25 protein-coding genes are annotated in these 24243 nt (G+C 53.9%); 12 read left to right on the top strand and 13 right to left on the bottom strand.

Annotation, left to right across the window (positions count from 1 at the left end):
- The first annotated feature begins 65 nt into the window (after window positions 1-65).
- Window positions 66-161 (top strand): putative translational regulatory protein ArgL, encoded by a 96-nt coding sequence (gene argL, locus OGY67_RS23785; RefSeq protein ID WP_370867251.1) that lies wholly within the window; start codon window positions 66-68, stop codon window positions 159-161.
- Window positions 131-1135 (top strand): ornithine carbamoyltransferase, encoded by a 1005-nt coding sequence (argF, locus tag OGY67_RS09720; RefSeq protein WP_286573894.1) that lies wholly within the window; start codon window positions 131-133, stop codon window positions 1133-1135. Before argL ends, argF begins: the two co-directional genes overlap by 31 nt.
- Before the next feature lie 106 nt (window positions 1136-1241).
- On the opposite strand, the gene OGY67_RS09715 is transcribed toward argF, so the two are convergent.
- The gene (locus OGY67_RS09715) at window positions 1242-1694 is read right to left on the bottom strand and encodes a YhcH/YjgK/YiaL family protein (RefSeq protein WP_048215052.1); all 453 of its coding nucleotides are present in this window, start codon (window positions 1692-1694) and stop codon (window positions 1242-1244) included.
- A 106-nt stretch (window positions 1695-1800) separates the two neighbouring features.
- A complete protein-coding gene (locus OGY67_RS09710; RefSeq protein WP_167820377.1) occupies window positions 1801-1953 on the bottom strand; it encodes a hypothetical protein in 153 nt (50 codons plus the stop codon).
- Here OGY67_RS09710 and pyrL point away from each other — a divergent pair.
- The 5 genes from pyrL to ridA all read left to right on the top strand — a co-directional run bounded on the left by pyrL (window position 1933) and on the right by ridA (window position 3944).
- Window positions 1933-2034, top strand: a complete 102-nt coding sequence (gene pyrL, locus OGY67_RS09705; protein ID WP_003025819.1) for a pyr operon leader peptide — start codon at window positions 1933-1935, stop codon at window positions 2032-2034. The genes OGY67_RS09710 and pyrL overlap by 21 nt on opposite strands.
- Window positions 2015-2068, top strand: coding sequence for a pyrBI operon leader peptide (locus OGY67_RS23710; protein ID WP_106875647.1), 54 nt, complete (start codon window positions 2015-2017; stop codon window positions 2066-2068). The genes pyrL and OGY67_RS23710 overlap by 20 nt, the downstream gene beginning before the upstream one ends.
- 2 nt (window positions 2069-2070) lie before the next feature.
- Window positions 2071-3006, top strand: coding sequence for an aspartate carbamoyltransferase (pyrB, locus tag OGY67_RS09700; RefSeq protein ID WP_003025818.1), 936 nt, complete (start codon window positions 2071-2073; stop codon window positions 3004-3006).
- Between the two features lie 13 nt (window positions 3007-3019).
- Complete coding sequence (pyrI, locus tag OGY67_RS09695; RefSeq protein ID WP_003025816.1) at window positions 3020-3481, top strand: aspartate carbamoyltransferase regulatory subunit; 462 nt, start codon at window positions 3020-3022, stop codon at window positions 3479-3481.
- Between the two features lie 76 nt (window positions 3482-3557).
- Complete coding sequence (gene ridA / locus OGY67_RS09690) at window positions 3558-3944, top strand: 2-iminobutanoate/2-iminopropanoate deaminase (protein ID WP_000047544.1); 387 nt, start codon at window positions 3558-3560, stop codon at window positions 3942-3944.
- Window positions 3945-4035: 91 nt separating this feature from the next.
- Here ridA and OGY67_RS09685 read toward each other — a convergent pair whose 3' ends face one another.
- The 5 genes from OGY67_RS09685 to mgtL all read right to left on the bottom strand — a co-directional run bounded on the left by OGY67_RS09685 (window position 4036) and on the right by mgtL (window position 10184).
- Window positions 4036-5322, bottom strand: a complete 1287-nt coding sequence (locus tag OGY67_RS09685; protein WP_057066551.1) for a TRAP transporter large permease — start codon at window positions 5320-5322, stop codon at window positions 4036-4038.
- A 30-nt stretch (window positions 5323-5352) separates the two neighbouring features.
- A complete protein-coding gene (locus OGY67_RS09680; protein ID WP_020996255.1) occupies window positions 5353-5862 on the bottom strand; it encodes a TRAP transporter small permease in 510 nt (169 codons plus the stop codon).
- 62 nt (window positions 5863-5924) lie between these two features.
- A complete protein-coding gene (locus tag OGY67_RS09675; protein WP_008786055.1) occupies window positions 5925-6902 on the bottom strand; it encodes a TRAP transporter substrate-binding protein in 978 nt (325 codons plus the stop codon).
- Window positions 6903-7277: 375 nt separating this feature from the next.
- The gene (gene mgtA, locus OGY67_RS09670) at window positions 7278-9986 is read right to left on the bottom strand and encodes a magnesium-translocating P-type ATPase (RefSeq protein ID WP_032942195.1); all 2709 of its coding nucleotides are present in this window, start codon (window positions 9984-9986) and stop codon (window positions 7278-7280) included.
- A 144-nt stretch (window positions 9987-10130) separates the two neighbouring features.
- The gene (gene mgtL, locus OGY67_RS23705; protein ID WP_223240846.1) at window positions 10131-10184 is read right to left on the bottom strand and encodes a mgtA regulatory leader peptide MgtL; all 54 of its coding nucleotides are present in this window, start codon (window positions 10182-10184) and stop codon (window positions 10131-10133) included.
- 191 nt (window positions 10185-10375) lie between these two features.
- On the opposite strand from mgtL, the gene treR reads away from it, so the two are divergent.
- The 5 genes from treR to nrdG all read left to right on the top strand — a co-directional run bounded on the left by treR (window position 10376) and on the right by nrdG (window position 17772).
- On the top strand, window positions 10376-11323 hold the full coding sequence (gene treR / locus OGY67_RS09665; RefSeq protein ID WP_032942194.1) for a trehalose operon repressor TreR: 948 nt from the start codon (window positions 10376-10378) through the stop codon (window positions 11321-11323).
- 157 nt (window positions 11324-11480) lie between these two features.
- The gene (gene treB, locus OGY67_RS09660) at window positions 11481-12899 is read left to right on the top strand and encodes a PTS trehalose transporter subunit IIBC (protein ID WP_286573893.1); all 1419 of its coding nucleotides are present in this window, start codon (window positions 11481-11483) and stop codon (window positions 12897-12899) included.
- 49 nt (window positions 12900-12948) lie between these two features.
- Window positions 12949-14601 (top strand): alpha,alpha-phosphotrehalase, encoded by a 1653-nt coding sequence (gene treC / locus OGY67_RS09655; RefSeq protein ID WP_267452357.1) that lies wholly within the window; start codon window positions 12949-12951, stop codon window positions 14599-14601.
- Between the two features lie 408 nt (window positions 14602-15009).
- Window positions 15010-17148, top strand: a complete 2139-nt coding sequence (gene nrdD, locus OGY67_RS09650) for an anaerobic ribonucleoside-triphosphate reductase (protein ID WP_003830363.1) — start codon at window positions 15010-15012, stop codon at window positions 17146-17148.
- A 159-nt stretch (window positions 17149-17307) separates the two neighbouring features.
- Window positions 17308-17772, top strand: a complete 465-nt coding sequence (gene nrdG, locus OGY67_RS09645; RefSeq protein ID WP_048227187.1) for an anaerobic ribonucleoside-triphosphate reductase-activating protein — start codon at window positions 17308-17310, stop codon at window positions 17770-17772.
- A gap of 33 nt (window positions 17773-17805) precedes the next feature.
- Here nrdG and OGY67_RS09640 read toward each other — a convergent pair whose 3' ends face one another.
- The 6 genes from OGY67_RS09640 to OGY67_RS09615 all read right to left on the bottom strand — a co-directional run bounded on the left by OGY67_RS09640 (window position 17806) and on the right by OGY67_RS09615 (window position 24225).
- Window positions 17806-19719, bottom strand: coding sequence for a BglG family transcription antiterminator (locus tag OGY67_RS09640; RefSeq protein ID WP_020996256.1), 1914 nt, complete (start codon window positions 19717-19719; stop codon window positions 17806-17808).
- 21 nt (window positions 19720-19740) lie between these two features.
- On the bottom strand, window positions 19741-20481 hold the full coding sequence (gene dagF, locus OGY67_RS09635; RefSeq protein WP_060682829.1) for a 2-dehydro-3-deoxy-phosphogluconate aldolase: 741 nt from the start codon (window positions 20479-20481) through the stop codon (window positions 19741-19743).
- Entirely contained in the window at window positions 20478-21596 is a 1119-nt protein-coding gene (locus tag OGY67_RS09630) for a DgaE family pyridoxal phosphate-dependent ammonia lyase (RefSeq protein ID WP_032942188.1), read from the bottom strand. The genes dagF and OGY67_RS09630 overlap by 4 nt, the downstream gene beginning before the upstream one ends.
- Window positions 21580-22713, bottom strand: coding sequence for an amidohydrolase/deacetylase family metallohydrolase (locus tag OGY67_RS09625; protein ID WP_111466200.1), 1134 nt, complete (start codon window positions 22711-22713; stop codon window positions 21580-21582). The genes OGY67_RS09630 and OGY67_RS09625 overlap by 17 nt, the downstream gene beginning before the upstream one ends.
- 79 nt (window positions 22714-22792) lie before the next feature.
- Window positions 22793-23437, bottom strand: a complete 645-nt coding sequence (locus OGY67_RS09620; RefSeq protein WP_003830379.1) for a DUF4310 family protein — start codon at window positions 23435-23437, stop codon at window positions 22793-22795.
- A gap of 11 nt (window positions 23438-23448) precedes the next feature.
- A complete protein-coding gene (locus OGY67_RS09615) occupies window positions 23449-24225 on the bottom strand; it encodes a DUF4311 domain-containing protein (protein WP_003025764.1) in 777 nt (258 codons plus the stop codon).
- Window positions 24226-24243: the final 18 nt, after the last annotated feature.

Here is a 24243-nt window from a genome sequence, read left to right as displayed (position 1 = left end):
TATTGTCACATACCGCTGTCATTGCCTCCACCTTTCCAGGAAAGATTTGTTAAACAAGGTTGCAAATGAATAAACATCCATATAAATTGAATTTTAATTCAATAAATGGCCTAAGCCATGTGAGGGAACCATGTCTGCGTTTTATCAGAAACATTTTTTGAAACTGCTTGATTTCACCTCTGCTGAACTCACGTCACTGCTTCAGCTCGCCGCACAGCTGAAGGCGGAAAAGAAAAACGGCACTGAAGTCGCAAAGCTCACCGGTAAAAACATCGCGCTCATCTTCGAAAAAGACTCAACCCGTACCCGTTGCTCTTTCGAAGTTGCCGCATACGATCAGGGCGCGCGCGTGACATACCTCGGGCCAAGCGGCAGCCAGATTGGCCATAAAGAGTCGATCAAAGACACCGCCCGCGTGCTCGGCCGCATGTACGACGGTATTCAGTATCGGGGCCACGGTCAGGAGATTGTCGAGACGCTGGCGGAATATGCCGGAGTTCCGGTGTGGAACGGATTAACCAACGAGTTTCATCCCACCCAGCTCCTGGCGGATCTGTTAACTATGCTGGAACACCTGCCGGGTAAAGCGTTTAATGAGATGACGCTGGTCTACACCGGCGATGCCCGTAACAATATGGGCAATTCCATGCTGGAAGCCGCCGCGTTAACCGGGCTGGATCTGCGTCTGGTCGCACCGCAGGCCTGCTGGCCGGAAGAAAGTCTGGTTGCGGAGTGCAAAGCGCTGGCACAGAAAAACGGCGGCAATATTACGCTGACCGAAGATGTCGCCACGGGCGTGAAAGACGCAGACTTCATCTATACCGACGTCTGGGTATCAATGGGCGAGGCAAAAGAGAAGTGGGCCGAACGTATTGCGCTGCTGCGTAAGTACCAGGTTAATAGCGCGATGATGGCGTTGACCGGCAATCCGCAGGTGAAATTCCTGCACTGCCTGCCCGCGTTTCATGACGATCAAACCACGCTTGGCAAACAAATGGCACAGGAATATGGTCTGCACGGTGGAATGGAAGTGACCGATGAGGTCTTTGAATCATCCGCCAGCATCGTATTTGATCAGGCGGAAAACCGGATGCACACCATCAAAGCGGTGATGGTGGCGACGCTGGCGAAGTAAGAGCATGGATGAAAAGAATGCCGGATGGCGATGCTAAGCATCTTATCCGGCCTACAACCGCGCTCCCGTAGGCCGGGTAAGGCGAAGCCGCCCCCGGCAAATACGCTTATGCCACCCGCATTTTCACCACGGCTTTGCGTACCAGCGCTGGTGCACCGACCGCGCACAGCGGTTTATGCACTTCGCCCGGATAAAACACCACGAAATCACCTTCGTTCAGCACCACCGTTTTTTCCTGTACCCCTTCCGGTAGGAAGGCGATATCTTTATCCGCCAGCCAGTCAGTTTCCGGCGCGCCCGCAGGCTGCGTGCTGAAGGTCATGCCTTCCTGACCTTTGAGCAGGATCTGAATATCCAGATAGCGCGCGTGATACTCGGCGCGGCGCTGTGCAAACGGCTCCGTCATATCTTCAGCAATCAGATAAAACAGACGATCGCCGTCGATGTCGTGCTTACCTTTTTCCGTCTCATCCGTCACATGCGCTTTAATGTGTTCAATCGCCTGACGCAGCTCTTCCGGCAGCCAGGCATCCAGGTTGTGAATATTGCCGACAATCATCTCAAACCCCTTAATTAAAACATCGTTTCATTTTAGTTGTTATACGAAAAAACGGTCTGCCATACGACTGCTATTTGCCGATATTTTGCGTCAACGCATGTTTATCTCATTGTTGCTGTTTGGCACTCAGGGTGAATGAATATTCATGAGAATCGTTTGCGATGAATAATTTGTGCATTTTTCGCTTGATCCCATAACGGAGCTGAGTATAATCGCGGACAATTTGCCGGGAGGATGTATGGTTCAGTGTGTACGACATTTTGTCTTACCGCGTCTGAAAAAGGACGCTGGCCTGCCGTTTTTCTTTCCGTTGATCACCCATTCCGAGCCCCTCAATTGAGGGGCTTTTTTTTTGCCCAGGCGTCAGGAGATAAACATGGCTAACCCGCTCTATCAAAAACACATCATTTCCATAAACGACCTCAGCCGCGATGACCTCAATCTGGTCCTCGCAACAGCGGCGAAATTAAAAGCTAACCCACAGCCGGAGCTGTTAAAGCATAAGGTTATCGCCAGCTGCTTCTTTGAAGCCTCAACCCGCACCCGTTTATCCTTTGAAACCTCCATGCACCGCCTGGGCGCCAGCGTGGTGGGTTTCTCTGACAGCAGCAACACCTCTCTGGGCAAAAAAGGTGAAACGCTGGCCGACACTATTTCCGTCATCAGCACCTATGTCGACGCCATCGTAATGCGCCATCCGCAGGAAGGCGCCGCGCGTCTGGCTACGGAGTTCTCTGGTAACGTTCCGGTACTGAACGCAGGCGACGGATCCAACCAACATCCCACCCAAACGCTGCTGGATCTGTTCACCATTCAGGAAACTCAGGGTCGCCTGGACAATCTGCACATCGCCATGGTGGGTGACCTGAAATATGGCCGCACCGTCCATTCCCTGACCCAGGCGCTGGCGAAGTTTGAAGGTAACCGTTTCTACTTCATCGCCCCGGACGCGTTGGCCATGCCGCAATACATTCTGGATATGTTGAATGAAAAAGGTATCGCCTGGAGCCTGCACGGCACTATTGAAGAGGTGATGGCGGAGGTCGATATCCTCTACATGACCCGCGTACAAAAAGAGCGTCTGGACCCGTCCGAATACGCCAACGTGAAAGCGCAGTTTGTTCTGCGCGCCAGCGATCTGAACGGCGCCAGAGCAAACATGAAGGTACTGCATCCGCTGCCGCGTATCGATGAGATCACCACCGACGTCGACAAGACGCCGCACGCCTGGTATTTCCAGCAGGCTGGCAACGGCATCTTCGCCCGCCAGGCGTTACTGGCACTGGTACTGAATAGCGAACTGGCACTGTAAGGGAGAAAAAGAGATGACACACGATAACAAACTGCAGGTTGAAGCCATCAAACGTGGCACCGTGATTGACCATATTCCCGCACAGGTTGGTTTTAAGCTGCTGACGTTGTTCAAACTGACGGAAACCGACCAGCGTATCACCATCGGTCTGAACCTGCCGTCAGGCGAGATGGGCCGTAAGGACCTGATTAAAATTGAAAACACGTTCCTGACCGATGAGCAGGTAAACCAGCTCTCCCTGTACGCGCCACAGGCAACGGTAAACCGCATTGACGATTACGACGTGGTGGGTAAATCTCGTCCGAGCCTGCCTGAGCGTATCGACAATGTACTGGTTTGCCCGAACAGCAACTGTATCAGCCATGCTGAGCCGGTTTCCTCCAGTTTTGCAGTGAAAAAGCGTGCTGATGACATCGCACTCAAATGCAAATACTGTGAAAAAGAGTTTTCGCATTATGTGGTGCTGGCCAACTAATTGGGGTTGGTTATGAGATCCCGGCTCCCTATAATGAGCGGGAACATTCTACTACCGCTGTAATTCAGGAGAAATCATGAGCAAGACTATCGCGACGGAAAATGCACCAGCAGCAATCGGCCCATACGTTCAGGGCGTTGACCTGGGTAGCATGGTAATCACTTCCGGTCAGATCCCGGTCGATCCGAAAACCGGTGCCGTAGCGGAAGACGTGTCCGCTCAGGCACGTCAGTCGCTGGAAAACGTAAAAGCTATCGTTGAAGCAGCAGGCCTGAAAGTGGGCGACATCGTAAAAACGACCGTTTTCGTTAAAGACCTGAACGATTTCGCAACTGTAAACGCGACCTACGAAGCGTTCTTCACCGAACACAACGCGACCTTCCCTGCACGTTCTTGCGTAGAAGTTGCCCGTCTGCCGAAAGACGTGAAAATCGAGATTGAAGCGATCGCTGTTCGTCGCTAAGCCTCCTTGTGCCGGATGGCGGCTTTGCCTCGTCCGGCCAATGCACGGGTCGTTTACAGGCCCGGTAAGCGTAAGCGCCACCGGGCATTTATCACATCACACCAAACAGTTTCGGCAGGAACAGCGAAATCGCCGGAATGTACGTCACTAATAACAGCACCAGGAATAGCACGAGGTAGAACGGCAGCATCGCCTTCACCACCTGCTCTATTTTCTGTTTACTCACCGCACTGGCCACAAACAGCACCGACCCTACCGGCGGCGTAATCAGTCCGATCCCTAAGTTCACCAGCATGATCATGCCGAAATGGACCGGATCAATGCCGAGCGCGTTGGTCACCGGCAGCAGAACCGGCGTCAGAATGAGGATCAGCGGTGCCATATCCATCAGCGTACCGATCAGCAGCAGCATGATGTTAATACACATCAGGATGACGTATTTGTTGTCCGAGATGCTGGTGAAGGCTTCAGTGATACGCATCGGCAACTGCATATAAGTCATGACAGCACCGAACGCGGCGGCAAAGCCTATCAGGATCATGACGATAGTGACTGTTTTCACCGTGCGGAACATCAGCTTCGGCAGCTCAGACCATTTATAGTCACGATAGATAAACATGGTGACAAAGAAGGCCCACAGGCAGGCAATTGCCGCAGACTCCGTTGCGGTAAAGATACCTGACAGGATACCGCCCATGATGATCACAACGGTCATCAGGCCCCATAGCGTATCAACGAAAATCTTCAGCGCCTGGCGAAACGGTACACGTTCTCCTTTTGGATAACCGCGCTTGTGCGCGAAAGCCACACACATCACCATCAGACTGAGGCTTAACAGCAGCCCCGGCAGGATCCCGGCGATAAACAGCGCGGCAATCGACACCGTGCCGCCGGTCGCCAGCGAGTAAATAACCGAGTTATGGCTGGGCGGCGTAAGAATCGCCTGTACCGAACCACTGGCCGTTACCGCTGCGGCAAAGTCACGCGGATAACCTTTTTTATCCATCTCCGGGATCATTACCGAACCGATGGACGCGGTATCAGCCACAGACGATCCGGAAATAGCGCCAAAAAAGGTTGATGCCACAATGTTTACCAGCGACAGTCCGCCGCGGATAAAACCAACAAAAATATAGGCAAAGTTCACCAGTCGCCGCGCAATTCCCCCTTCGGCCATGATTGCCCCAGCCAGAATAAAGAATGGGATCGCTAACAGAGAGAACTTGTTCACCCCGCTGGTCAGTTGGATCATTACCGCTTCCAGCGGAATATCAATATACCAGGCCCCAATGATGGCGCTAATGCCAACCGCGTACGCTACCGGTACCCCAATCGCCAGCATAATGCCGAGCGTAAAGACGAGAATAAATGCATCCATCTGCTTTCCTTTCTGAAATGGGGGCGGTAACTAGCTGGTCGATCCCAGCATGACAACGGGACGTTGGTACTGCGGACCACGGAAAATCTTTTCTGCGATAAACAGCAGCGTTATGGCAGAGCCAATCGGCAACGGAAGATAGTTTTGCCCGGCGCTTAAAAGCGGGAATTCCGCCACGGGCTGGTCCCACAGTTCAAGACAGAGATTGGTTCCGTACCAGAGGATAAACAGGCTTATCGCCACCAACATAACGTCTGCGATTACCGAGCAATAACGGCGGGAAGCATCCCCCAGACGGTCAATCACCATGCTCACCGCGATATGCGAGCCTGCACGATAGCTCACCGCCGCGCCAATAAAGGTGAATGTCACCATACAGAGAATAGCGACGGGTTCAGGCCATGACAGGGCGTTATTCAGAACATAACGCGCGAATATGCCAATGGGGATAATGGCGACCATGACCAATAATGCGATACCGGCAATCCACATTGACACTCGATAAAGAAAATCCATTACCGATGAATAGCATTCACCCATAATTATCACCTCGAATTAATCAAAAGATTCAGGCGGAGGGTTGATATCCTCCACCTGATGAATTACTTCACATCCTGAATACGTTTGATCAAATCCTGGTGGTCTTTACCGTAATTATCCCGCACTGACTGCGTGGCTTTATAGAAATAGTCCGTATCAATATCGTGGAACTGAACGCCGTTGGCTTTCATGGTCTCCAGTGATTTCGCATTATAATCCTGCCAAAGTTTTCGTTGCTCTATCTGTGCTTCCTTGGCGAGTTTAATAATGAGATCCTGATCTTCTTTTTTCAACTTATCCCATTTAGCTTTCGAAAACAGAAAAAGCTCAGGAATAATAAAGTGTTTGCTCCAGGTATAGTTTTTCACGACCGGCAAATAGTTATGCGCAACAAACGTTGGCGGGTTATTTTCCGTGCCATCAATAACGCCGGTCTGCATGCCGCTAAATACTTCACTGACGCCCATGACAACGGAGTTAGCGCCCATCGCTTTCAGGGTATCCAGCGCTATCGGACTTCCTTGAACGCGGATTTTCATACCGTGTAAATCTTCCGGTTTCACCACCGGATTTTTGGTGATCAGGTTACGCGTGCCGGCATCCATCCAGCCGAGAAACACCAGCCGCGATTTGGTATTAGCCGTCAGACGGTCGCCAATCTCCTGACCGATCATGCCGTCGAGAACCTTATGCAGATGGTCCTCATCGCGGAAAATATATGGCAGGGTAAACACGTTAATTTCAGGGAGAATGGCGGCAACAGGCGTCATTGAGACACGAATAATATCGATAGCGCCTAATTGCGCCTGTTCAATCATCTGTTTTTCATCGCCTAACACGCCACCAGGAAATGTTTTAATCTCCAGACGCCCGTCGGTCGCGGCGCTAAGTTTTTCCCCCATATGTTTGACAGCAACAACGTTCGGGTAATCAGCCGGATGCACATCTGCGGCGCGAAAAGTTTGTGCCAGCGTTGCATGACTCATCAGTAATACAGACGCGCCAATACACAGACTTAACAGGTTTTTTGTCAGTTTCATTTGTCCTTCTCCAGAAGTTCATAATATCCATTAACAGGAATAGCTTGCAGAGCAAATGACTGCCGGAATTAAAAACGGGCAGCGAGAAACTTTCTTAACGACGTTACCTGCGCAGACTAACTGGTGTAACAATTTATTTCGATGACTGCGTTCACAAAAAATCGTAGTTGCTTAAAATTTTTAGCACACTGTTTCATTTTTGCAATGCAGATCGTTTTATTGATAAAAAAACAACGCAAGGAAGGCGATTTGATACTAATAACACCCGTTAGCATTTCAATAAAAATAAAACACTAATGTTGTGAGGTAATATCTTCGAATGAAAATGAGGAATGCAGGATGGTATTAACACCATCCTGCTGAGGCGTTTGATGTTTACTGCCAGCCGTAGCGACGGCTATAAAAACCTTTCACTAATTGAGTCAATGTCATGTAACCCGCCAGAATCGCAATCAGCCACGGGAAGTAGCTCAGCGGTAATGCCTGCAATTGCAGATAGCTGGCCAGCGGCGAGAAGGGTAATGCAATGCCGACGACCATCACCACCAGCGTCATCAGCATCAGCGGCCACGCGGCGCGGCTCTGGATGAACGGCACGCGACGGGTACGAATCATATGCACAATCAACGTTTGCGACAGCAGGCCCACCACGAACCAGCCAGACTGGAACAACGTCTGATGTTCAGGTGTATTGGCATGGAAGACGAACCACATCAGGCAAAAGGTCAGAATGTCGAAGATCGAGCTGATCGGTCCAAAGAAGATCATAAAGCGGCCCAATTCGCTGGGATTCCAGCGCTGCGGCTTTTTGATCTGCTCTTCGTCGACGTTATCAAACGGAATCGCCACCTGGGATACATCGTACAGCAGGTTCTGAATCAGTAAGTGCAGCGGTAACATCGGCAGGAACGGTAAGAAGGCGCTCGCCACCAGCACGCTAAATACGTTACCAAAGTTTGAACTTGCCGTCATTTTGATGTACTTCAGCATGTTAGAGAAGGTACGGCGTCCTTCAATCACCCCTTCTTCCAGCACCATCAGGCTCTTTTCCAGCAGGATGATATCCGCCGCTTCACGCGCAATATCAACCGCGCCGTCAACGGAGATACCAATGTCCGCCGCGCGCAGCGCCGGGGCATCGTTTATACCATCGCCCATAAAGCCGACCACATGGCCTTCGCGCTTGAGCAGCGTGACAATGCGCTCTTTGTGCATTGGCGTCAGACGGGCAAACAGCGTGGTGCGCTGAGCAAGCCGAGCCAGCTCATCATCGCTTAACCCTTCAATGCTGCTACCGATAACCACATCGCCCGCATCCAGGCCCACTTCATGACACACTTTTGCCGCCACCAATTCGCTATCGCCAGTGAGGATTTTCACCGTAATGCCGCTGGCTTTCAGCGCTTTAAGCGCAGGTGCGGTGGTCTCTTTCGGCGGATCGAGGAACGCAATATAGCCTTCGAGGATCAGATCGGATTCATCAATACGCTGGTAATCACCTTCACGCGCTGGCAGGTATTTCGTCGCCACCGCCACCACGCGCAGCCCCTGGCGGTTCAGCGTGTCCGTAACGCGTTTCACCCGACGCAGCATGTTGTCATCTAACGGGACTATCTCACCGTTGTGACGCACCTGGGTACATACGCTGAGGATCTCCTGTAGCGCCCCTTTACAGACCAGCTGATGCACATCGGTTTCTTCTGCCACCACTACCGACATGCGGCGACGTTCAAAATCAAACGGGATCTCATCGATTTTCTGCCAGCGAGTCGAGAGCTGGCGGGCTGATTCTTCGTCCACACCTTCCAGCACCGCCGTATCCAGCAGATTCTTCAGCCCGGTCTGATAATGGCTGTTCAGCCACGCAGAATGCAGGACATGTTCGCTGGGCTTTCCAGAGATATCCGTATGATTCTCAAGTACAATTTTATCCTGAGTCAGGGTGCCGGTTTTATCGGTGCACAGGATATCCATCGCGCCAAAGTTCTGGATAGCGTCGAGGTGTTTAACGATAACCTTTTGTTTTGACAGCTTCACCGCCCCACGCGCCAGCGTTGAGGTGACGATCATCGGCAGCATTTCTGGAGTCAGTCCCACCGCCACAGACAGGGCAAACAGCGCCGCTTCCCACCAGTCACCTTTGGTGTAACCGTTGATAATAAGCACGATGGGCGCCATCACCAGCATAAAGCGGATCAGCAGCATGCTGACGCGGCTGATCCCTTTCTGGAAGGCATTCTGCTCGCTTTCCTGCTCGCTGACGCGACCCGCCAGTTGCCCGAACCAGGTATTGGCGCCGGTTGAAATCACGATGGCCTGCGCCGTGCCGCTCACCACGTTGGTGCCCATAAAGCACAGGGTATCGCATTCCAGCGGGTTGCTTTGCTGCGGATCGCGACTGGTTGCCACTTTCTCCACCGGCAGCGATTCACCGGTCAGCGAAGCCTGGGCGACGAACAGGTCACGAGCCTGCACCACGCGCAGATCGGCCGGGATCATATCCCCTGCCGCCAGCTTGATGACATCGCCGGGAACCAACTGGTCGATCGGCAGTTCAACCCAGCCGTTCTCCCCTTTCTCGTTGATGACGCGCAGCACCGTGGCGGTGTTGCTGACCATCGCTTTCAGCGCATCAGCCGCTTTGGTGGAGCGCGCCTCCTGCACAAAATTCAGCAGCGTAGAGATGACGACCATCAGGGCGATGACGCCAGCGGCAAACAGATCTTCGGTGGCATAGGAAATCGCCCCGAGAATGGTCAGCAGTATATTAAACGGGTTGCGATAGCAGACCCACAAATGCACCCACCAGGGTGACGGCTTCTGTGCCGGCAACTGGTTCTCGCCATGTATTTCGCGGGCGTTCTCGACTTCTGCGGCGTTTAAGCCTTCCGGATGAGCGCCGAACGTTTTCCACAGCGCGTCTTCGTCCATCAGCGCCATTTTCAGGCAATGTTCGCTCAGCGATGGCGGGATCGGTGTGCTGGCAACGGTCTGAGCATTCGGCAACGGATCGCGATGCACCAGACGATGTGGTAAATGGCGGCTTAGCCGGGCAAACAGCTGGCGAGTCATATTTTTGAACATAGGCAGTCCCTCTGCACCAGTATAAACAGGCGCAGTAAATCCTTCAGGCGTGGCAAAGCCTTGCCTGGTGGCAATATTAAAATCACAACAGGGACGTCAGAACGTCACTGTCTTACTGTTCCGGTAAGACAGTGAAAGACAGGCTTACCGGAAAGGGTTGTTTCTCCATCTCGGGAGAGGGGTGGGATCGGGATCCATATAGCCTCCGGTAAGTGAATGATTTGCGCCGCGGATTATACGCAGAAAACCATAAGGTTTGTGGCAATTATGGCGGTATGATAAACCATGGAAACTAAACCAAACGTATACCAGACTTTGCCCATTGCGCCGCGCTTGAGTAAAGTTATTCTCTATTTGGCATAACTTCACACGCAACACGGGAAAACAGGATGCAAAATCGGCTGACCATTAAAGACATCGCCCGCTTAAGCGGTGTGGGAAAATCAACCGTTTCCCGTGTGCTCAACAATGAAAGCGGCGTGAGTGAACGCACCCGCGAACGCGTTGAGGCGGTGATGAATCAGCACGGTTTTTCCCCTTCCCGCTCCGCACGCGCCATGCGCGGACAAAGCGACAAGGTGGTGGCGATTATCGTCACGCGTCTGGACTCGCTTTCGGAAAATCTCGCCGTGCAGACCATGCTGCCCGCCTTTTATGAACAGGGCTACGATCCGATCATGATGGAAAGCCAGTTCTCGCCCGAGCTGGTTGAAGAACATCTCGGCATGCTCAGACGCCGCAACATTGATGGCGTGGTGCTGTTTGGTTTTACCGGCATTACTGAAGCCATGCTCGCCTCCTGGCAAGATTCTCTGGTGCTGCTGGCAAGAGATGCAAAAGGCTTTGCCTCCGTCTGCTATGACGATGAGGGTGCCATTCGTACCCTGATGCAGCGTTTATACGAACGCGAGCATCGCCATATTAGCTTTCTTGGTGTTCCGCATAGCGATGTGACCACTGGTAAACGCCGCCATGAGGCCTACCTGGCATTCTGTAAAAAACACAAACTACATCCTGTGGCCGCGCTGCCGGGTCTGGCCATGAAGCAGGGCTATGAGCAGGCCGCCAACGTCATCACCCCGGAAACCACCGCTTTAGTCTGTGCGACGGATACCCTTGCCCTTGGCGTCAGCAAATACCTGCAGGAGCAGCGGATTGAGAACCTGCAGCTGGCGAGCGTGGGCAGCACGCCGCTGATGAAATTCCTCCATCCGGAAATTATCACCGTCGATCCAGGATACGCCGAAGCCGGGCGACAAGCGGCCTCGCAGCTGATCGAACAGATCAACGGCCGCAGCGAACCACGACAAATCGTTATTCCTTCCACCCTCTCCTGATCGCTTTCTGAGCATTAATTTGTGATCTTCGCTGCGTTTCGGGAACGTTCCCATTTTTAAATATTCATCGAAGATATACTCTGGCGCCAACAACGAGAGAGTTGCCGAATGACGACGCAACAGCGTCTTTTCCGGTCTACGGGGAACACACACCATCATGAGCAAAATAAAACAAGCAGACATCGACCGGCTGATTGAGCTGGTTGGCGGGCGCGACAATATCGCTACGGTGAGTCACTGCATTACTCGCCTGCGTTTTGTGCTGAATCAGCCTGCAAACGCCAGACCGAAAGAGATCGAATTGTTGCCAATGGTCAAAGGCTGCTTCACCAACGCCGGGCAGTTTCAGGTGGTAATTGGCACCGAGGTGGGCGATTACTACAAAGCGCTGTTGGCGACCACCGGACAAGCCAGTGCCGACAAAGAGCAGGCAAAGAAAGCGGCGCGGCAGAACATGAAGTGGCACGAGCAGCTGATTTCTCACTTCGCGGAGATCTTCTTCCCTCTGCTGCCAGCACTGATTAGCGGCGGCCTGATCTTAGGTTTCCGTAACGTGATCGGCGATCTGCCCATGAGTAACGGGCAGACGCTGGCGCAGATGCATCCTTCGCTGAAAACCCTCTATGACTTCCTGTGGCTGATTGGCGAAGCGATCTTCTTCTATTTGCCGGTCGGGATTTGTTGGTCGGCGGTGAAGAAAATGGGCGGTACGCCGATCCTCGGTATTGTGCTGGGCGTGACCCTGGTTTCTCCGCAACTGATGAACGCCTATTTGCTCGGTCAGCAGGTGCCGGACGTGTGGAACTTCGGCCTGTTCAGCATTGAGAAAGTGGGCTACCAGGCGCAGGTCATTCCGGCACTGTTGGCCGGGCTGGCGCTCGGGTTTATTGAAACACGCATGAAGCGCATCGTCCCGGATTACCTGTATCTGGTGATCGTCCCGGTGTGCTCGCTGATCCTTGCGGTATTCCTTGCGCACGCCTTTATCGGTCCATTTGGCCGCATGATTGGCGACGGTGTCGCGTTTGCGGTCCGTCATCTGCTGACCGGCAGTTTTGCTCCGATTGGCGCGGCGATGTTCGGCTTCTTGTATGCCCCGCTGGTGATCACCGGTGTGCATCAGACCACGCTGGCTATCGACATGCAGATGATTCAGAGCATGGGCGGTACGCCGGTATGGCCACTGATCGCACTGTCGAATATCGCTCAGGCCTCTGCGGTGGTCGGGATCATTATCTCCAGTCGCAAACACAACGAACGTGAAATCTCCGTTCCAGCCGCGATCTCCGCCTATCTCGGGGTAACCGAACCAGCAATGTACGGGATCAACCTGAAATACCGCTTCCCAATGCTGTGCGCGATGATCGGCTCCGGTCTCGCCGGACTGCTGTGCGGCCTGAACGGTGTGCTGGCGAACGGGATTGGCGTCGGCGGTTTGCCGGGCATCCTCTCCATCCAGCCGACTTACTGGCAGGTCTTTGGCATGGCGATGGTCATTGCGATTGTCATCCCAATGGTACTGACCTCATTCGTTTACCAGCGTAAACACCGTCTGGGCACATTACAGATTGTCTAACTTTTCTTCGGGGCGCAGTTGCGCCCCAGCGTATTTCCAGGAAACAACCATGACTATTCCCCACTGGTGGCAAAACGGCGTTATCTATCAGGTTTACCCCAAGAGTTTTCAGGACACCACCGGCAGCGGCACCGGAGATTTACGCGGCGTGACGCAGCGCCTCGACTATCTGCAAAAGCTGGGCGTTGATGCCATCTGGCTGACGCCGTTCTATATTTCGCCGCAGGTTGATAACGGTTACGACGTCGCAGACTACACGTCTGTCGATCCGGCCTACGGCACGCTGGAAGACTTTGATGAACTGGTGGCGCAGGCGAAAGCGCGCGGCATCCGTATTATTCTCGACATGGTGTTTAACCACACCTCAACCCAGCACGCCTGGTTTCGTGAAGCGCTGGATAAAGACAGCCCGTATCGTCAGTTTTATCTCTGGCGCGACGGCACGCCAGACTGCCCGCCAAATAACTGGCGCTCCAAGTTTGGCGGCAACGCCTGGGGCTGGCACGCCGAAAGCGAGCAGTACTATCTGCACCTCTTTGCTCCGGAGCAAGCCGACCTGAACTGGGAAAACCCGGCGGTACGCGCCGAGCTAAAGAAAGTATGCGAGTTTTGGGCCGATCGCGGCGTGGACGGACTGCGCCTCGACGTGGTGAATCTTATCTCTAAAGACCAGGACTTCCCGAACGATCCCGACGGCGATGGACGCCGTTTTTATACCGACGGCCCGCGCGCGCATGAATTTTTGCGTGAGATGAACCGCGATATTTTTACCCCACGCAACCTGATGACGGTCGGCGAAATGTCTTCCACTACGCTTGAACATTGCCAGCAGTACGCCGCACAAGATGGTAGTGAACTGTCGATGACCTTTAACTTCCACCACCTGAAAGTGGATTACCCCAACGGTGAGAAGTGGACGTTAGCAAAACCCGATTATGTGGCGCTAAAAACCCTGTTCCGCCACTGGCAACAGGGCATGCACAATCAGGCCTGGAACGCGCTATTCTGGTGTAACCACGATCAGCCGCGCATCGTGTCGCGTTTTGGCGATGAAGGTAAATACCGCGTTCCGTCGGCCAAAATGCTGGCGATGGTGCTGCATGGCATGCAGGGCACCCCCTACATCTACCAGGGTGAAGAGATTGGCATGACCAACCCGCACTTCCGCCAGATTACCGATTATCGCGATGTGGAAAGCCATAACATGTTTGCCGAGTTGAACGGCCAGGGACGCGATGCGCAAGAACTGCTGGCGATCCTCGCCAGTAAATCACGCGATAACAGCCGCACGCCGATGCAATGGGATAGCAGCAAACACGCGGGCTTCACCTACGGCGAGCCGTGGATCAATCTGTGTGACAACGCAGCAGACATTAACGTGGCGGCAGCACTGAACGATGCCGACTCGGTGTTCTACACCTATCAGAAGCTGATCGCCTTGCGCAAAGCGGAGCCGGTTATCACCTGGGGCGACTACCAGGATCTGCTACCGGACAGCCCGCATCTGTGGTGCTATCAACGAGAGTGGCAAGGGCAGCGGCTGCTGGTCATTGCCAATCTTAGCGATACCTTCCAGAGCTGGCAGCCAGCCCAGACCGACGGAAACTGGCAGGTGCTGATGCACAACTATGCCGAGGTTGCCAGCCAACCTGGGGGCATGACACTGCGTCCTTTTGAGGCCGTCTGGTGGTTGCAAAAATAGCTTGCAATTATGTTCAGGCCCGGTACGCATAGCGCTACCGGGCGTTGCTATATACGCTTAGCTTAGCTTCCTGTTTTTGTTGAATAATTAATCAGAATTTTCTGCCCACAATTTACAATCGCTGTACTGCCCGTCATCTGTACGCTCCGATTTTTACTTTGCGCTACATCAAATAAATCGTAAACATCCTTGATGCAAATCACTACATATAGAACTTAAAATGCACGCCGACCCAATATGTTGTATTAATCGACTACAATTGCTACAACTACAGTGCACCGTTTAACGGTGGAATTGTGGATAAAGTGGGTCAGGATTGCGGGAAGTCATTGGCAATAGAGATGAATAAAGCCATGACCGCTTCCCCAACCTCTGTGGATAACCTGTTCTTATAAATATGGAGTGATCATGACACCGCATGTGATGAAACGAGATGGCTGTAAAGTGCCGTTTAAATCAGAGCGCATCAAAGAAGCCATTCTGCGTGCAGCTAAAGCAGCGGGAGTCGATGACGCAGATTACTGTGCCACCGTCGCAGAAGTCGTTAGTAGCCAGATGAATGAGCGCAGCCAGGTCGATATCAACGAGATCCAGACAGCGGTAGAAAACCAGCTGATGTCTGGTCCGTACAAGCAACTCGCCCGTGCGTACATCGAATATCGCCACGACCGTGATATACAGCGTGAAAAACGTGGCCGTCTGAACCAGGAAATTCGTGGTCTGGTTGAGCAAACCAACTCTGCTCTGCTGAACGAAAACGCCAACAAAGACAGCAAAGTGATCCCGACCCAGCGCGACCTGCTGGCCGGTATCGTCGCCAAACACTATGCGCGTCAACACCTGTTGCCGCGTGATGTCGTCCAGGCGCACGAGCGTGGTGATATTCACTATCACGATCTCGACTACTCTCCGTTCTTCCCAATGTTTAACTGCATGCTGATCGACCTGAAAGGTATGCTGACGCAGGGCTTTAAGATGGGTAACGCGGAGATTGAGCCGCCAAAATCCATCTCCACCGCGACGGCCGTCACCGCGCAAATTATCGCGCAGGTTGCCAGCCATATTTATGGCGGTACCACCATTAACCGTATTGACGAAGTTCTCGCACCGTTCGTGACCGAGAGCTTTAATAAGCATCGCAAAACCGCTGAAGAGTGGCAGATCCCAGATGCCGACGGTTATGCGCATTCCCGTACCGAGAAAGAGTGCTACGACGCATTCCAGTCCCTTGAGTATGAAGTGAATACCCTGCATACCGCCAACGGTCAGACGCCGTTCGTCACCTTCGGTTTCGGCCTGGGAACCAGCTGGGAATCGCGTTTGATCCAGCAGTCCATTCTGCGTAACCGCATTGCTGGCCTGGGTAAAAATCGTAAAACCGCCGTGTTCCCGAAACTGGTGTTTGCGATTCGTGACGGTCTGAACCACAAGTTTGGCGATCCGAACTATGACATCAAGCAGCTGGCGCTGGAGTGCGCGAGCAAGCGTATGTATCCGGACATCCTGAACTACGATCAAGTGGTTAAAGTGACCGGCTCGTTCAAAACGCCAATGGGCTGCCGTAGCTTCCTGGGTGTATGGGAAAACGAGAACGGCGAACAGGTTCACGATGGCCGTAACAACCTCGGCGTTATCAGCCTTAACCTGCCGCGTATCGCGCTGGAAGCTCATGGCGATGAAGCCACCTTCTGGAAACTGCTCGACGACCGTCTGATCCTGGCGCGTAAAGCGCTGATGACCCGCATTGCGCGTCTGGAAGGCGTGAAGGCCCGCGTTGCACCGATCCTGTATATGGAAGGGGCCTGCGGCGTACGTCTGAAAGCAGACGATGACGTGTCTGAAATCTTTAAAAACGGCCGCGCGTCGATTTCTCTGGGTTACATCGGCATTCACGAAACCATCAACGCGCTGTTTGGCGACAAACACTTGTACGACAGCGAGCAGCTTCGCGCTAAAGCTATCGCCATTGTGGAACGTCTGCGTCAGGCGGTCGATCAATGGAAAGACGAAACCGGCTACGGCTTTAGCCTGTACAGTACACCAAGTGAAAACCTGTGCGATCGTTTCTGCCGTCTGGATACCGCCGAGTTTGGCGTGGTGCCGGGTGTTACCGACAAAGGTTACTACACCAACAGCTTCCACCTCGACGTGGAGAAAAAGGTTAACCCGTACGACAAGATCGATTTTGAAGCGCCGTACCCGCCGCTGGCGAACGGAGGTTTCATTTGCTACGGCGAGTATCCGAACATTCAGCACAACCTGAAAGCACTGGAAGACGTCTGGGATTACAGCTATCAGCACGTGCCGTATTACGGGACCAACACGCCAATCGATGAATGCTACGAGTGCGGCTTTACCGGTGAGTTCGAGTGCACCAGCAAAGGCTTTACCTGCCCGAAATGTGGTAACCACGACGCCGCGCGCGTATCGGTCACTCGCCGCGTATGCGGTTATTTAGGCAGCCCGGACGCTCGTCCGTTTAACGCCGGTAAGCAGGAAGAAGTGAAGCGCCGCGTTAAGCATTTAGGTAATGGGCAGATAGGTTAATTTCGACAGTATTATTGCCTGGCGATGTGACGCTTTTCGCAAAGCAATTGGCGCCAGGACAAGGCGGCAAGCAAGCGAATCCCGGGGAGCTTACATAAGTAAGTGACCCGGGTGAGCGAGCGCAGACAACGCAGTAATGGCGTCAATTGAGAAGCGAAAATGCGATACCATCAATACTATCCTGTCGATATCGTTAACGGCCCCGGCACTCGCTGCACCCTGTTTGTGTCGGGATGCGTGCATGAATGCCCTGGCTGCTATAACAAAAGCACCTGGCGACTCAATTCCGGCCAGCCGTTTACCAAAGAGATGGAAGACAAGATCATTGCCGATCTGAACGACACGCGAATCCCTCGCCAGGGTATTTCGCTGTCCGGCGGCGATCCGCTGCATCCGCAAAACGTGCCGGATATTCTGCAACTGGTACAGCGTATTCACGCTGAGTGTCCGGGGAAAGATATCTGGGTGTGGACCGGCTACAAGCTTGATGAACTCAACGCCGCACAAATGCAGGTGGTGGATCTCATCAACGTGCTGGTCGATGGTAAATTTGTGCAGGATCTTAAAGACCCGGCGCTGATCTGGCGCGGTAGCAGCAACCAGGTTGTACATCATTTGCGTTAACTTTCAGGCGGTAAACATTCTGTTATCCGCCTCTCAAAAACGGCTCACACACTCCATCGCAACCGCTTTGAACTCGGTGAAATTACGGCACGCGCAGAGTCGCGTCATCGCGCGTTCGCGCAGGAAGGTGACGAAGATATCGTAGATAGCCATCGCCTCTTCGTATTCACTCTTGCTGATGGCGAGCAAGAAGATCACGTGGGCCGTTTCATCGCCCCAGGCGATACCCTGTGGGGCGAGGATGGTGTAGACCACCGTTTTCTTTGCCAGCAGACCAAGGGCGTGCGGCAAGGCAATGCTGTCACCCAGCATGGTGCTGACGATGGCCTCACGCTCAACCACCGAATCAAGAAACTCCGCGTCGACAAAACCTTCATCCTGCAACTGACGGCATAAGGTTTTGAACAACGTTTGTTGATCCATTGACTCGTCAATCACACGAAAATGGGCGGCATCGAAGAATTTGTTCAACATCCACGGACGGGTTCTGTCTACCAGCACCAGTTTGCCAATCTGCTCCAGCTGATAATCGGTAGGGAACGGCGCAATCATCACCACCGGCTTATCTTTTTCACCGATCCGCGCGGTTGAGATGACAAAATCTTCGCTGATGCTTTCCCGCTGTTCGTAGTCGCGAAGCGTTACGGTATCGACGATCTCTATCTGCGGATACTTACGCGCCAGTACCGCTTCAATCATCCGCGCCATCGCATTTCCGGCATCGCATACCAGCAGAACCTTCGGCTGTCTCTGGTAACCGATGTTGTAACTACGCTCCAGCCCGACGCCAATATGCAGCACGAGGAAGCCAATCTCATTTTCACTGATGGTGTACGGCGTATATTTTCCCCATCCCGAGACGGCGGCCAGCGTCATGTCCCACGCCATGGGGTAATGCTGTTTAATATTTTCCAACAGCGGATTGGGGATCATTATCTGGTAACGCACCCGGGTGATCATCGTCTTAATATGCGTCAGCAGGTCAGCATGCAACTGTTTATCATTCAACAGGTTGTAGTTGTACTGGGTGTTGATAAAACGCAGGATGTAATTGACCAACGCTTCGTCATCATCCGCATTGATAGCACTGGGCGCGATCTCCTGAACCTGGCGGGCAGCAATATGCACCTGTAGCCAGTTTTCTTCGGAAACGGAAAGCGGTTTGTCTGCCAGACGGTGCAGTACCGCCGCGATTTCCCGCGTGGCCAGGCACACCGATTGATCGGCCTCTTCTGCGGCAAAATCCGGGAGTGGATATCCTTCGCTAATCCGCCGTACCGCCACCGCGCAGTACAAGCGTAAAAACAGCTCGCCCTCATCGGTCAGACGAATATGGAAACGGGCAAAAATGTCCTGCAAAACGGGTTGCAACTGTTCAGGAAGCCCCGCATTCAGCGCTTCTTGCGTCACTAACGGATGCTGCGGATCCTGCTGCGCCAGCGTCCACAGCAGATCGGTCAAACAGGCGCGGATCGCCATTTCGCTGCCGAACAGCTTCATGCCGTGACGGGGACGCGTTTCCAGCGTCAGATGATAACGTTGCAGATGCTCGCGCACCTCAGCCATATCGTTTTGCAGCGTCGCGCGGCTGATAAACCATTCATCAGCCAAATCTTCCAGCTTCAGCGAGAAAGCCGACGTCAGAAAACGCACCACCAGCCAGTGTATCCGTTCCTGGCTGGTGCGTGGGATGCGCAGCAACGTATTGGGCTGCTGCGTTTGCAGGGTGTGAAAGCTTGCCGGGTCGTCAATTTTGAGCTGATAACCATTACCCCGGCTGAGGACAAACTGTGCGCCGTACTGGTTGAGCAGCGCGTTTAGCGCGGTGATATCCGCCCGTACGGTGCGTGTGGAAACCGACAACCGCTGCGCCAGCTCGTCCTGTGGAAGCGCTTCGTTTTGCAACATGTCAAACAGCTGTGCTAAACGTTGGTTGGGGAATCGCACGTCAGTTTCCTCATCAGTCAGTTAGCCTACGCAGGCCCGGGTCATCGCCATCAGCTGGCGTACGTCGTCCGGACGAGTGTTACCACTCACCTTATCAATAATCGAACTATAGATGTGAGGAATGATTTTACTCACTCCGGCATCGAGGGCAATTTGCAGGATTTCAGTGAAATTATCCAGATCGATACCGCCGGTTGGCTCCAGCCAGAAGTCATGACGGGCGCAGGCCTGCGCGACCGCAATGTACTCGTCACGGCATTTCAGGCCGCCCATCGGGAAGTATTTAATTGAGCTACCGCCCATGTCTTTGAGCAGCGCAATCGCGGTTTCTATCGGTACAATACCGTCCGGCGACTGGCTGCTTAGCGGACCAGTGGAGATTTTCACCCTGCCCGGCGTGCCGGTTGGCGAGACCAGACCATTGACCACTGTCTCCTGCTGGCCCAGCAGCGCGCGACTGGTGGCCACGCCGGTAAAGACCTGATTGACATGCTGTGGCTGCACCTGACGGGAGATTTCACTGACCATCGCCGACTGGTTAGGATCGCCCGCCCCCAGCCCCACGGAGAGCGCATTGTCGATAAGGGCCGCGTATTCACGCATATCCGCTACCGCGCTTGCGACATCCGGGTAATTTTTTGACAACACGCCAACCAGCACGTGTCCTTCCGCCGCCGCATAAATATCCCGGGCATTTTCTTTGGAGCCTGCCAGCACGTTCAGGCAGACGCGGTCGCGATAAAAGTTAGGGGTCAGTTTCATGCGTTTTTCTCCTGCGAAATCACTTCACCAATTCGACGGGCCACAATCTCCAGCTGCGCGCGATCGACGCTGCGCACATCGGCTTCGATAATGCCTTCATTGGCTTTGTAACCACGGAAGTAAATCGCGTACTCCCCCTGTTTCAGCGCGTCGACCAGTTCCCCCGTGGCGATCCCGGTTACCGCTTCATCAAACTTAATTTCCGTGCGTGCGATGTCGCGCCCTGCACTATCCCACACCACGCGGGCGCTCACGCCGTTAAGCTGGTTCAACGCATTAATGAACGGCGTCATTTTCTCGACCATCTCCGCGCCGCTCTCTTTCTGCGCGTTCAGATACAGTTCGATGGCACAGGTCAGTCCAAGAATTCCCTCTTTGCCCACCTTCATCGCCCGGCCAATCCCCGCCGTCTGGCGCTTCACCCACTCAACATATTGGGTTTTACCAATCACCAGACCGCTGGTTGGTCCTTCTATCGCCTTGGCGCCGCTATAAATCACCAGATCTGCACCAACCCGGTAGTAGCACTGCAAATCCTCTTCCGCCGCCGCGTCCACTATCAGCGGCAGATTATGCGTACGCGCCACCACCGCTGCCTGCTCCACGCTGAGCATACTTTTCTGGACGCAGTGGTGAGATTTGATATACAGAATGGCCGCCGTACGCGGTGTAATGGCCGCCGCCAGCTGTGCCGCGGAACATTCGTTGGCATAACCGGCTTCCACTAACTTGCCGCCGCCAAGCGCTACCATGGTGCCCACCGGTGCGCCAAAGTTGACGTTGTGACCTCTGGGCAGCACGATTTCGTTGTTCTCGATGGGCGTGACGTGCAGGTTCTCCAGCAGCCAGTCGCTGTCTTTAACCAATACGCCAGCCACCGACAGGGCGATCCCGGCTGATGCGCAAGAGACAACCGTTGCCCCCTCCACTTCCAGTAATTTCGCGATGTAGTCGCCGGTTTTATTGACCAGGTCTTTCATCTCGAAATATTGGTTCATCCCCGCCATCGCGGCTTCAACCACTTCTGGTCGCGGCGTGGAAACGCCGAGCGCCGTCATGCGGCCGGAGGTATTAATCACCTGTTTTAAATCGTATTTCTCAAAAATCGAAGGCATGTTCCGCGCTCCCTTGTTCGGTCATATAGCCCTTGCCCGCACGTATTGCGGCAAGCGGCACCAGCAGTTGTTCAGCCTGCAGGCTGTCGTTTTCTGCATCTACCAGCACGGTTGGCTGGCGCTTAAGCGTAAAGAGGGTTAAATCGGCATCCAGACCGACCTGCAGCCGCCCCTTCTGTTTCAGGCGCAGACCATCGGCGGCATTGGCGGTAACGCATTCAATGACCTGCGGAAGCGACATCCCAATGGCGAGGAATTTCGACATCACATTCGCCAGGGAATGCACCGGGCCGCTGATACGGTTACGACAGTAAATATCGGAGCTGATGGTGTGCGGCAAAATACCCAGTTCGATAGCGCGTTTTGCCACCGCAAAGCTCAGGCTGGCGGTGCCATGCCCAACGTCCAGACGCACGCCGCGTGAAATTGCCCGCATCACTGACGCCCGCAGCTCGCCTTGCGGCGTCAGAATGCGATTCGGTTTACCGTTGTAACAGTGGGTAATGATGTCACCCGCGCTCAGGCGCTCGGCGATCTCATCCAGGTCCGGCGGGTTGTTGCCGATGTGCACCATCAGCGGCAGGTCACCGTTCTGCGCTTGCATCGCTTTGGCGCGATCCAGCGGCGTGATGCCATTTTCACCGACTACGCTGCTGCTCATACGTGCCTTCAGACCGACGATAAAATCAGGGTGGCGTTTCACCGCCTCTCGCACCGCATCAGCGTCAATATTGACCATGTTGGCCAGCTCGTTCTGGGCAATAAGCCCAACGCGGGAGATATTCAGCAACGCGTACACTTCGGTGGCAGCTTCCCGGGTCAGGGTGTAAAAATCGTCGATGTCATCCGCTCCGGTGCTGCCCGCATCCACTACGGTAGTGACGCCGGTCGCAATACCAACGCTATCCGGCTGGTCGTGGTAAATCGGGGATTTCGGGTAGCAATGAACGTGGGAGTCAATCCAGCCTGCGCTGACGTAGCACTCACCGCCCAGCTCGATGGTTTTCAGCGCCGGGCCATCAACGTCGCCCAACGCCGCGATCTTGCCGTCTTTGAGCGCAATATCGCTCACCGTATCGTCAACGAGGCGCGCACGGCGCAGGAGTAAATCAAACATGTCTCTCTCCTGTTGAAATGGGGGCGGTCGTGTAGGCCTGATAAGGCGCAGCCGCCATCAGGCCTACAACGACACACCATCAACTAATGGCAATCGGGAAGATGGACCCGAGGATCATTGCGCCGAGGATCGCCCCGCCGGTAATCGGTTTTTGCCACAGGTAAAACAGCAGCGCGCCCGCCAGAGAACCGATTCCGATAGGAATAGAAGCCGTCATCGCGCTGAGGATAATCAACGGCCCGAGGAAACGTCCGGAGGCGTTACCGGCCCCCATCATGACGTCCGCACCGTAGGTCGAGTCGCTCTGGTTGATGGTGAACTTACGCGCCAGAATGATGATGTAGCCAATCGCCAGACCAATCACCAGACCGGTGACCAGCGAGGCGGCGAAGTTGGCGACCGGGAATATAATGCCCGCACCCAGCAGCAGCGCCGGAACACCTAACCCAACCCCGGTTTGAATCGCCCCGCCGATATCCAAAATCCCCACCAGCGAACCTTCAATGATGCGGGCAAACAGGAAGCTTGCGCCAAATGCCGCCACCGCTCCGTAGGAGCCGGTATCCATTCCCGCCTTCAGCATCGCCACAAAAGCCACTTCGTTAAATGCGCCAATACCGTACAGGTAGTACATGTGTGTTCCGGCAAACACGCCAGAGGAGAGCAGGCCCACGAAGATCGGGAACGACCAGTCAGCGAACCAAAAACCTTTATTCTGTTCCATGATGACCTCCGTTATTTGCCGCTGAGCGAGTTGTGGATAAGTTCGAGCCAGTTAGGCACGGTCAGATGGAAGGATTCGATCATCTTCATGTCGAAGCCACGGAAGAAGCCGCTCAGGACAAACAGCGCGACGATAGCCACCATCATCACTTTAGTGACGTGGTTCCAGCCGCTCTCTTCAACACCTTTGCCGATCAGAATGCCGAGAACCAGACCCGGAACGGCGTTACCCATGATCAGCTGCGCCGCGCCGCCAAAAACGGTGGCCCAGAAGCCAGATTTCTTACCGGCATCGATCGCCGCCAGCCAGAAGATTACTGGCATCACGGTGTTAACCAGCAGGTTAGCCGCGGGCACCAGCACCTTGACGGCGGTAACCTGCAACGCTTCCGGTACGGATGATGCGGTGAGGTTCAGGAAGGTCACCACGATCATCCCGATAACGCCGCAGGCAATTGCCATGCGTTTGGGGTCGTGCAGCGTTTCACCGACGTTGCGATTTTTAATCATCAGCGCGGCGGCGCCCCAGTTGGGGATGATGCGATGGTCGACGTCCTGCGTGAACGCCCCCGCCGCAACAGAGGAAGCCCACGCGTTAAAGAAGAAACCCAGGCCGAACGAGAAGTGAGAAGCCGGATCCCCTTCGCAGGAATTCAGTTCTCCCAGAGTACGAAACGCGCCCATCCCTTGAGTGGTAGGCGCATGAAACATGCGTGCAGCCCCAGCGCCGACACCAACGCCAACCAACGCGCCGATGATGAGCGATTTTATTAATATTATCAGGAACATAATTATGCCTTTTAATAG

The sequence above is a fragment of the Citrobacter sp. Cpo015 genome (assembly GCF_030333035.1).
Lineage (GTDB): Bacteria > Pseudomonadota > Gammaproteobacteria > Enterobacterales > Enterobacteriaceae > Citrobacter > Citrobacter portucalensis.
The sequence above is the reverse complement of the archived record's forward strand: the minus strand, read 5'-3'. Positions and strand labels throughout refer to the sequence as shown.

Coding starts and splice junctions, on each gene's coding strand:
- argL (WP_370867251.1), top strand. CDS start 66: ATGAATAAACATCCATATAAATTGAATTTTAATTCAATAAATGGCCTA.
- argF (WP_286573894.1), top strand. CDS start 131: ATGTCTGCGTTTTATCAGAAACATTTTTTGAAACTGCTTGATTTCACC.
- OGY67_RS09715 (WP_048215052.1), bottom strand. CDS start 1,694: ATGATTGTCGGCAATATTCACAACCTGGATGCCTGGCTGCCGGAAGAG.
- pyrL (WP_003025819.1), top strand. CDS start 1,933: ATGGTTCAGTGTGTACGACATTTTGTCTTACCGCGTCTGAAAAAGGAC.
- OGY67_RS09710 (WP_167820377.1), bottom strand. CDS start 1,953: ATGTCGTACACACTGAACCATACATCCTCCCGGCAAATTGTCCGCGAT.
- pyrB (WP_003025818.1), top strand. CDS start 2,071: ATGGCTAACCCGCTCTATCAAAAACACATCATTTCCATAAACGACCTC.
- pyrI (WP_003025816.1), top strand. CDS start 3,020: ATGACACACGATAACAAACTGCAGGTTGAAGCCATCAAACGTGGCACC.
- ridA (WP_000047544.1), top strand. CDS start 3,558: ATGAGCAAGACTATCGCGACGGAAAATGCACCAGCAGCAATCGGCCCA.
- OGY67_RS09685 (WP_057066551.1), bottom strand. CDS start 5,322: ATGGATGCATTTATTCTCGTCTTTACGCTCGGCATTATGCTGGCGATT.
- OGY67_RS09680 (WP_020996255.1), bottom strand. CDS start 5,862: ATGGGTGAATGCTATTCATCGGTAATGGATTTTCTTTATCGAGTGTCA.
- OGY67_RS09675 (WP_008786055.1), bottom strand. CDS start 6,902: ATGAAACTGACAAAAAACCTGTTAAGTCTGTGTATTGGCGCGTCTGTA.
- mgtA (WP_032942195.1), bottom strand. CDS start 9,986: ATGTTCAAAAATATGACTCGCCAGCTGTTTGCCCGGCTAAGCCGCCAT.
- treR (WP_032942194.1), top strand. CDS start 10,376: ATGCAAAATCGGCTGACCATTAAAGACATCGCCCGCTTAAGCGGTGTG.
- treB (WP_286573893.1), top strand. CDS start 11,481: ATGAGCAAAATAAAACAAGCAGACATCGACCGGCTGATTGAGCTGGTT.
- treC (WP_267452357.1), top strand. CDS start 12,949: ATGACTATTCCCCACTGGTGGCAAAACGGCGTTATCTATCAGGTTTAC.
- nrdD (WP_003830363.1), top strand. CDS start 15,010: ATGACACCGCATGTGATGAAACGAGATGGCTGTAAAGTGCCGTTTAAA.
- nrdG (WP_048227187.1), top strand. CDS start 17,308: ATGCGATACCATCAATACTATCCTGTCGATATCGTTAACGGCCCCGGC.
- dagF (WP_060682829.1), bottom strand. CDS start 20,481: ATGAAACTGACCCCTAACTTTTATCGCGACCGCGTCTGCCTGAACGTG.
- OGY67_RS09630 (WP_032942188.1), bottom strand. CDS start 21,596: ATGCCTTCGATTTTTGAGAAATACGATTTAAAACAGGTGATTAATACC.
- OGY67_RS09625 (WP_111466200.1), bottom strand. CDS start 22,713: ATGTTTGATTTACTCCTGCGCCGTGCGCGCCTCGTTGACGATACGGTG.
- OGY67_RS09620 (WP_003830379.1), bottom strand. CDS start 23,437: ATGGAACAGAATAAAGGTTTTTGGTTCGCTGACTGGTCGTTCCCGATC.
- OGY67_RS09615 (WP_003025764.1), bottom strand. CDS start 24,225: ATGTTCCTGATAATATTAATAAAATCGCTCATCATCGGCGCGTTGGTT.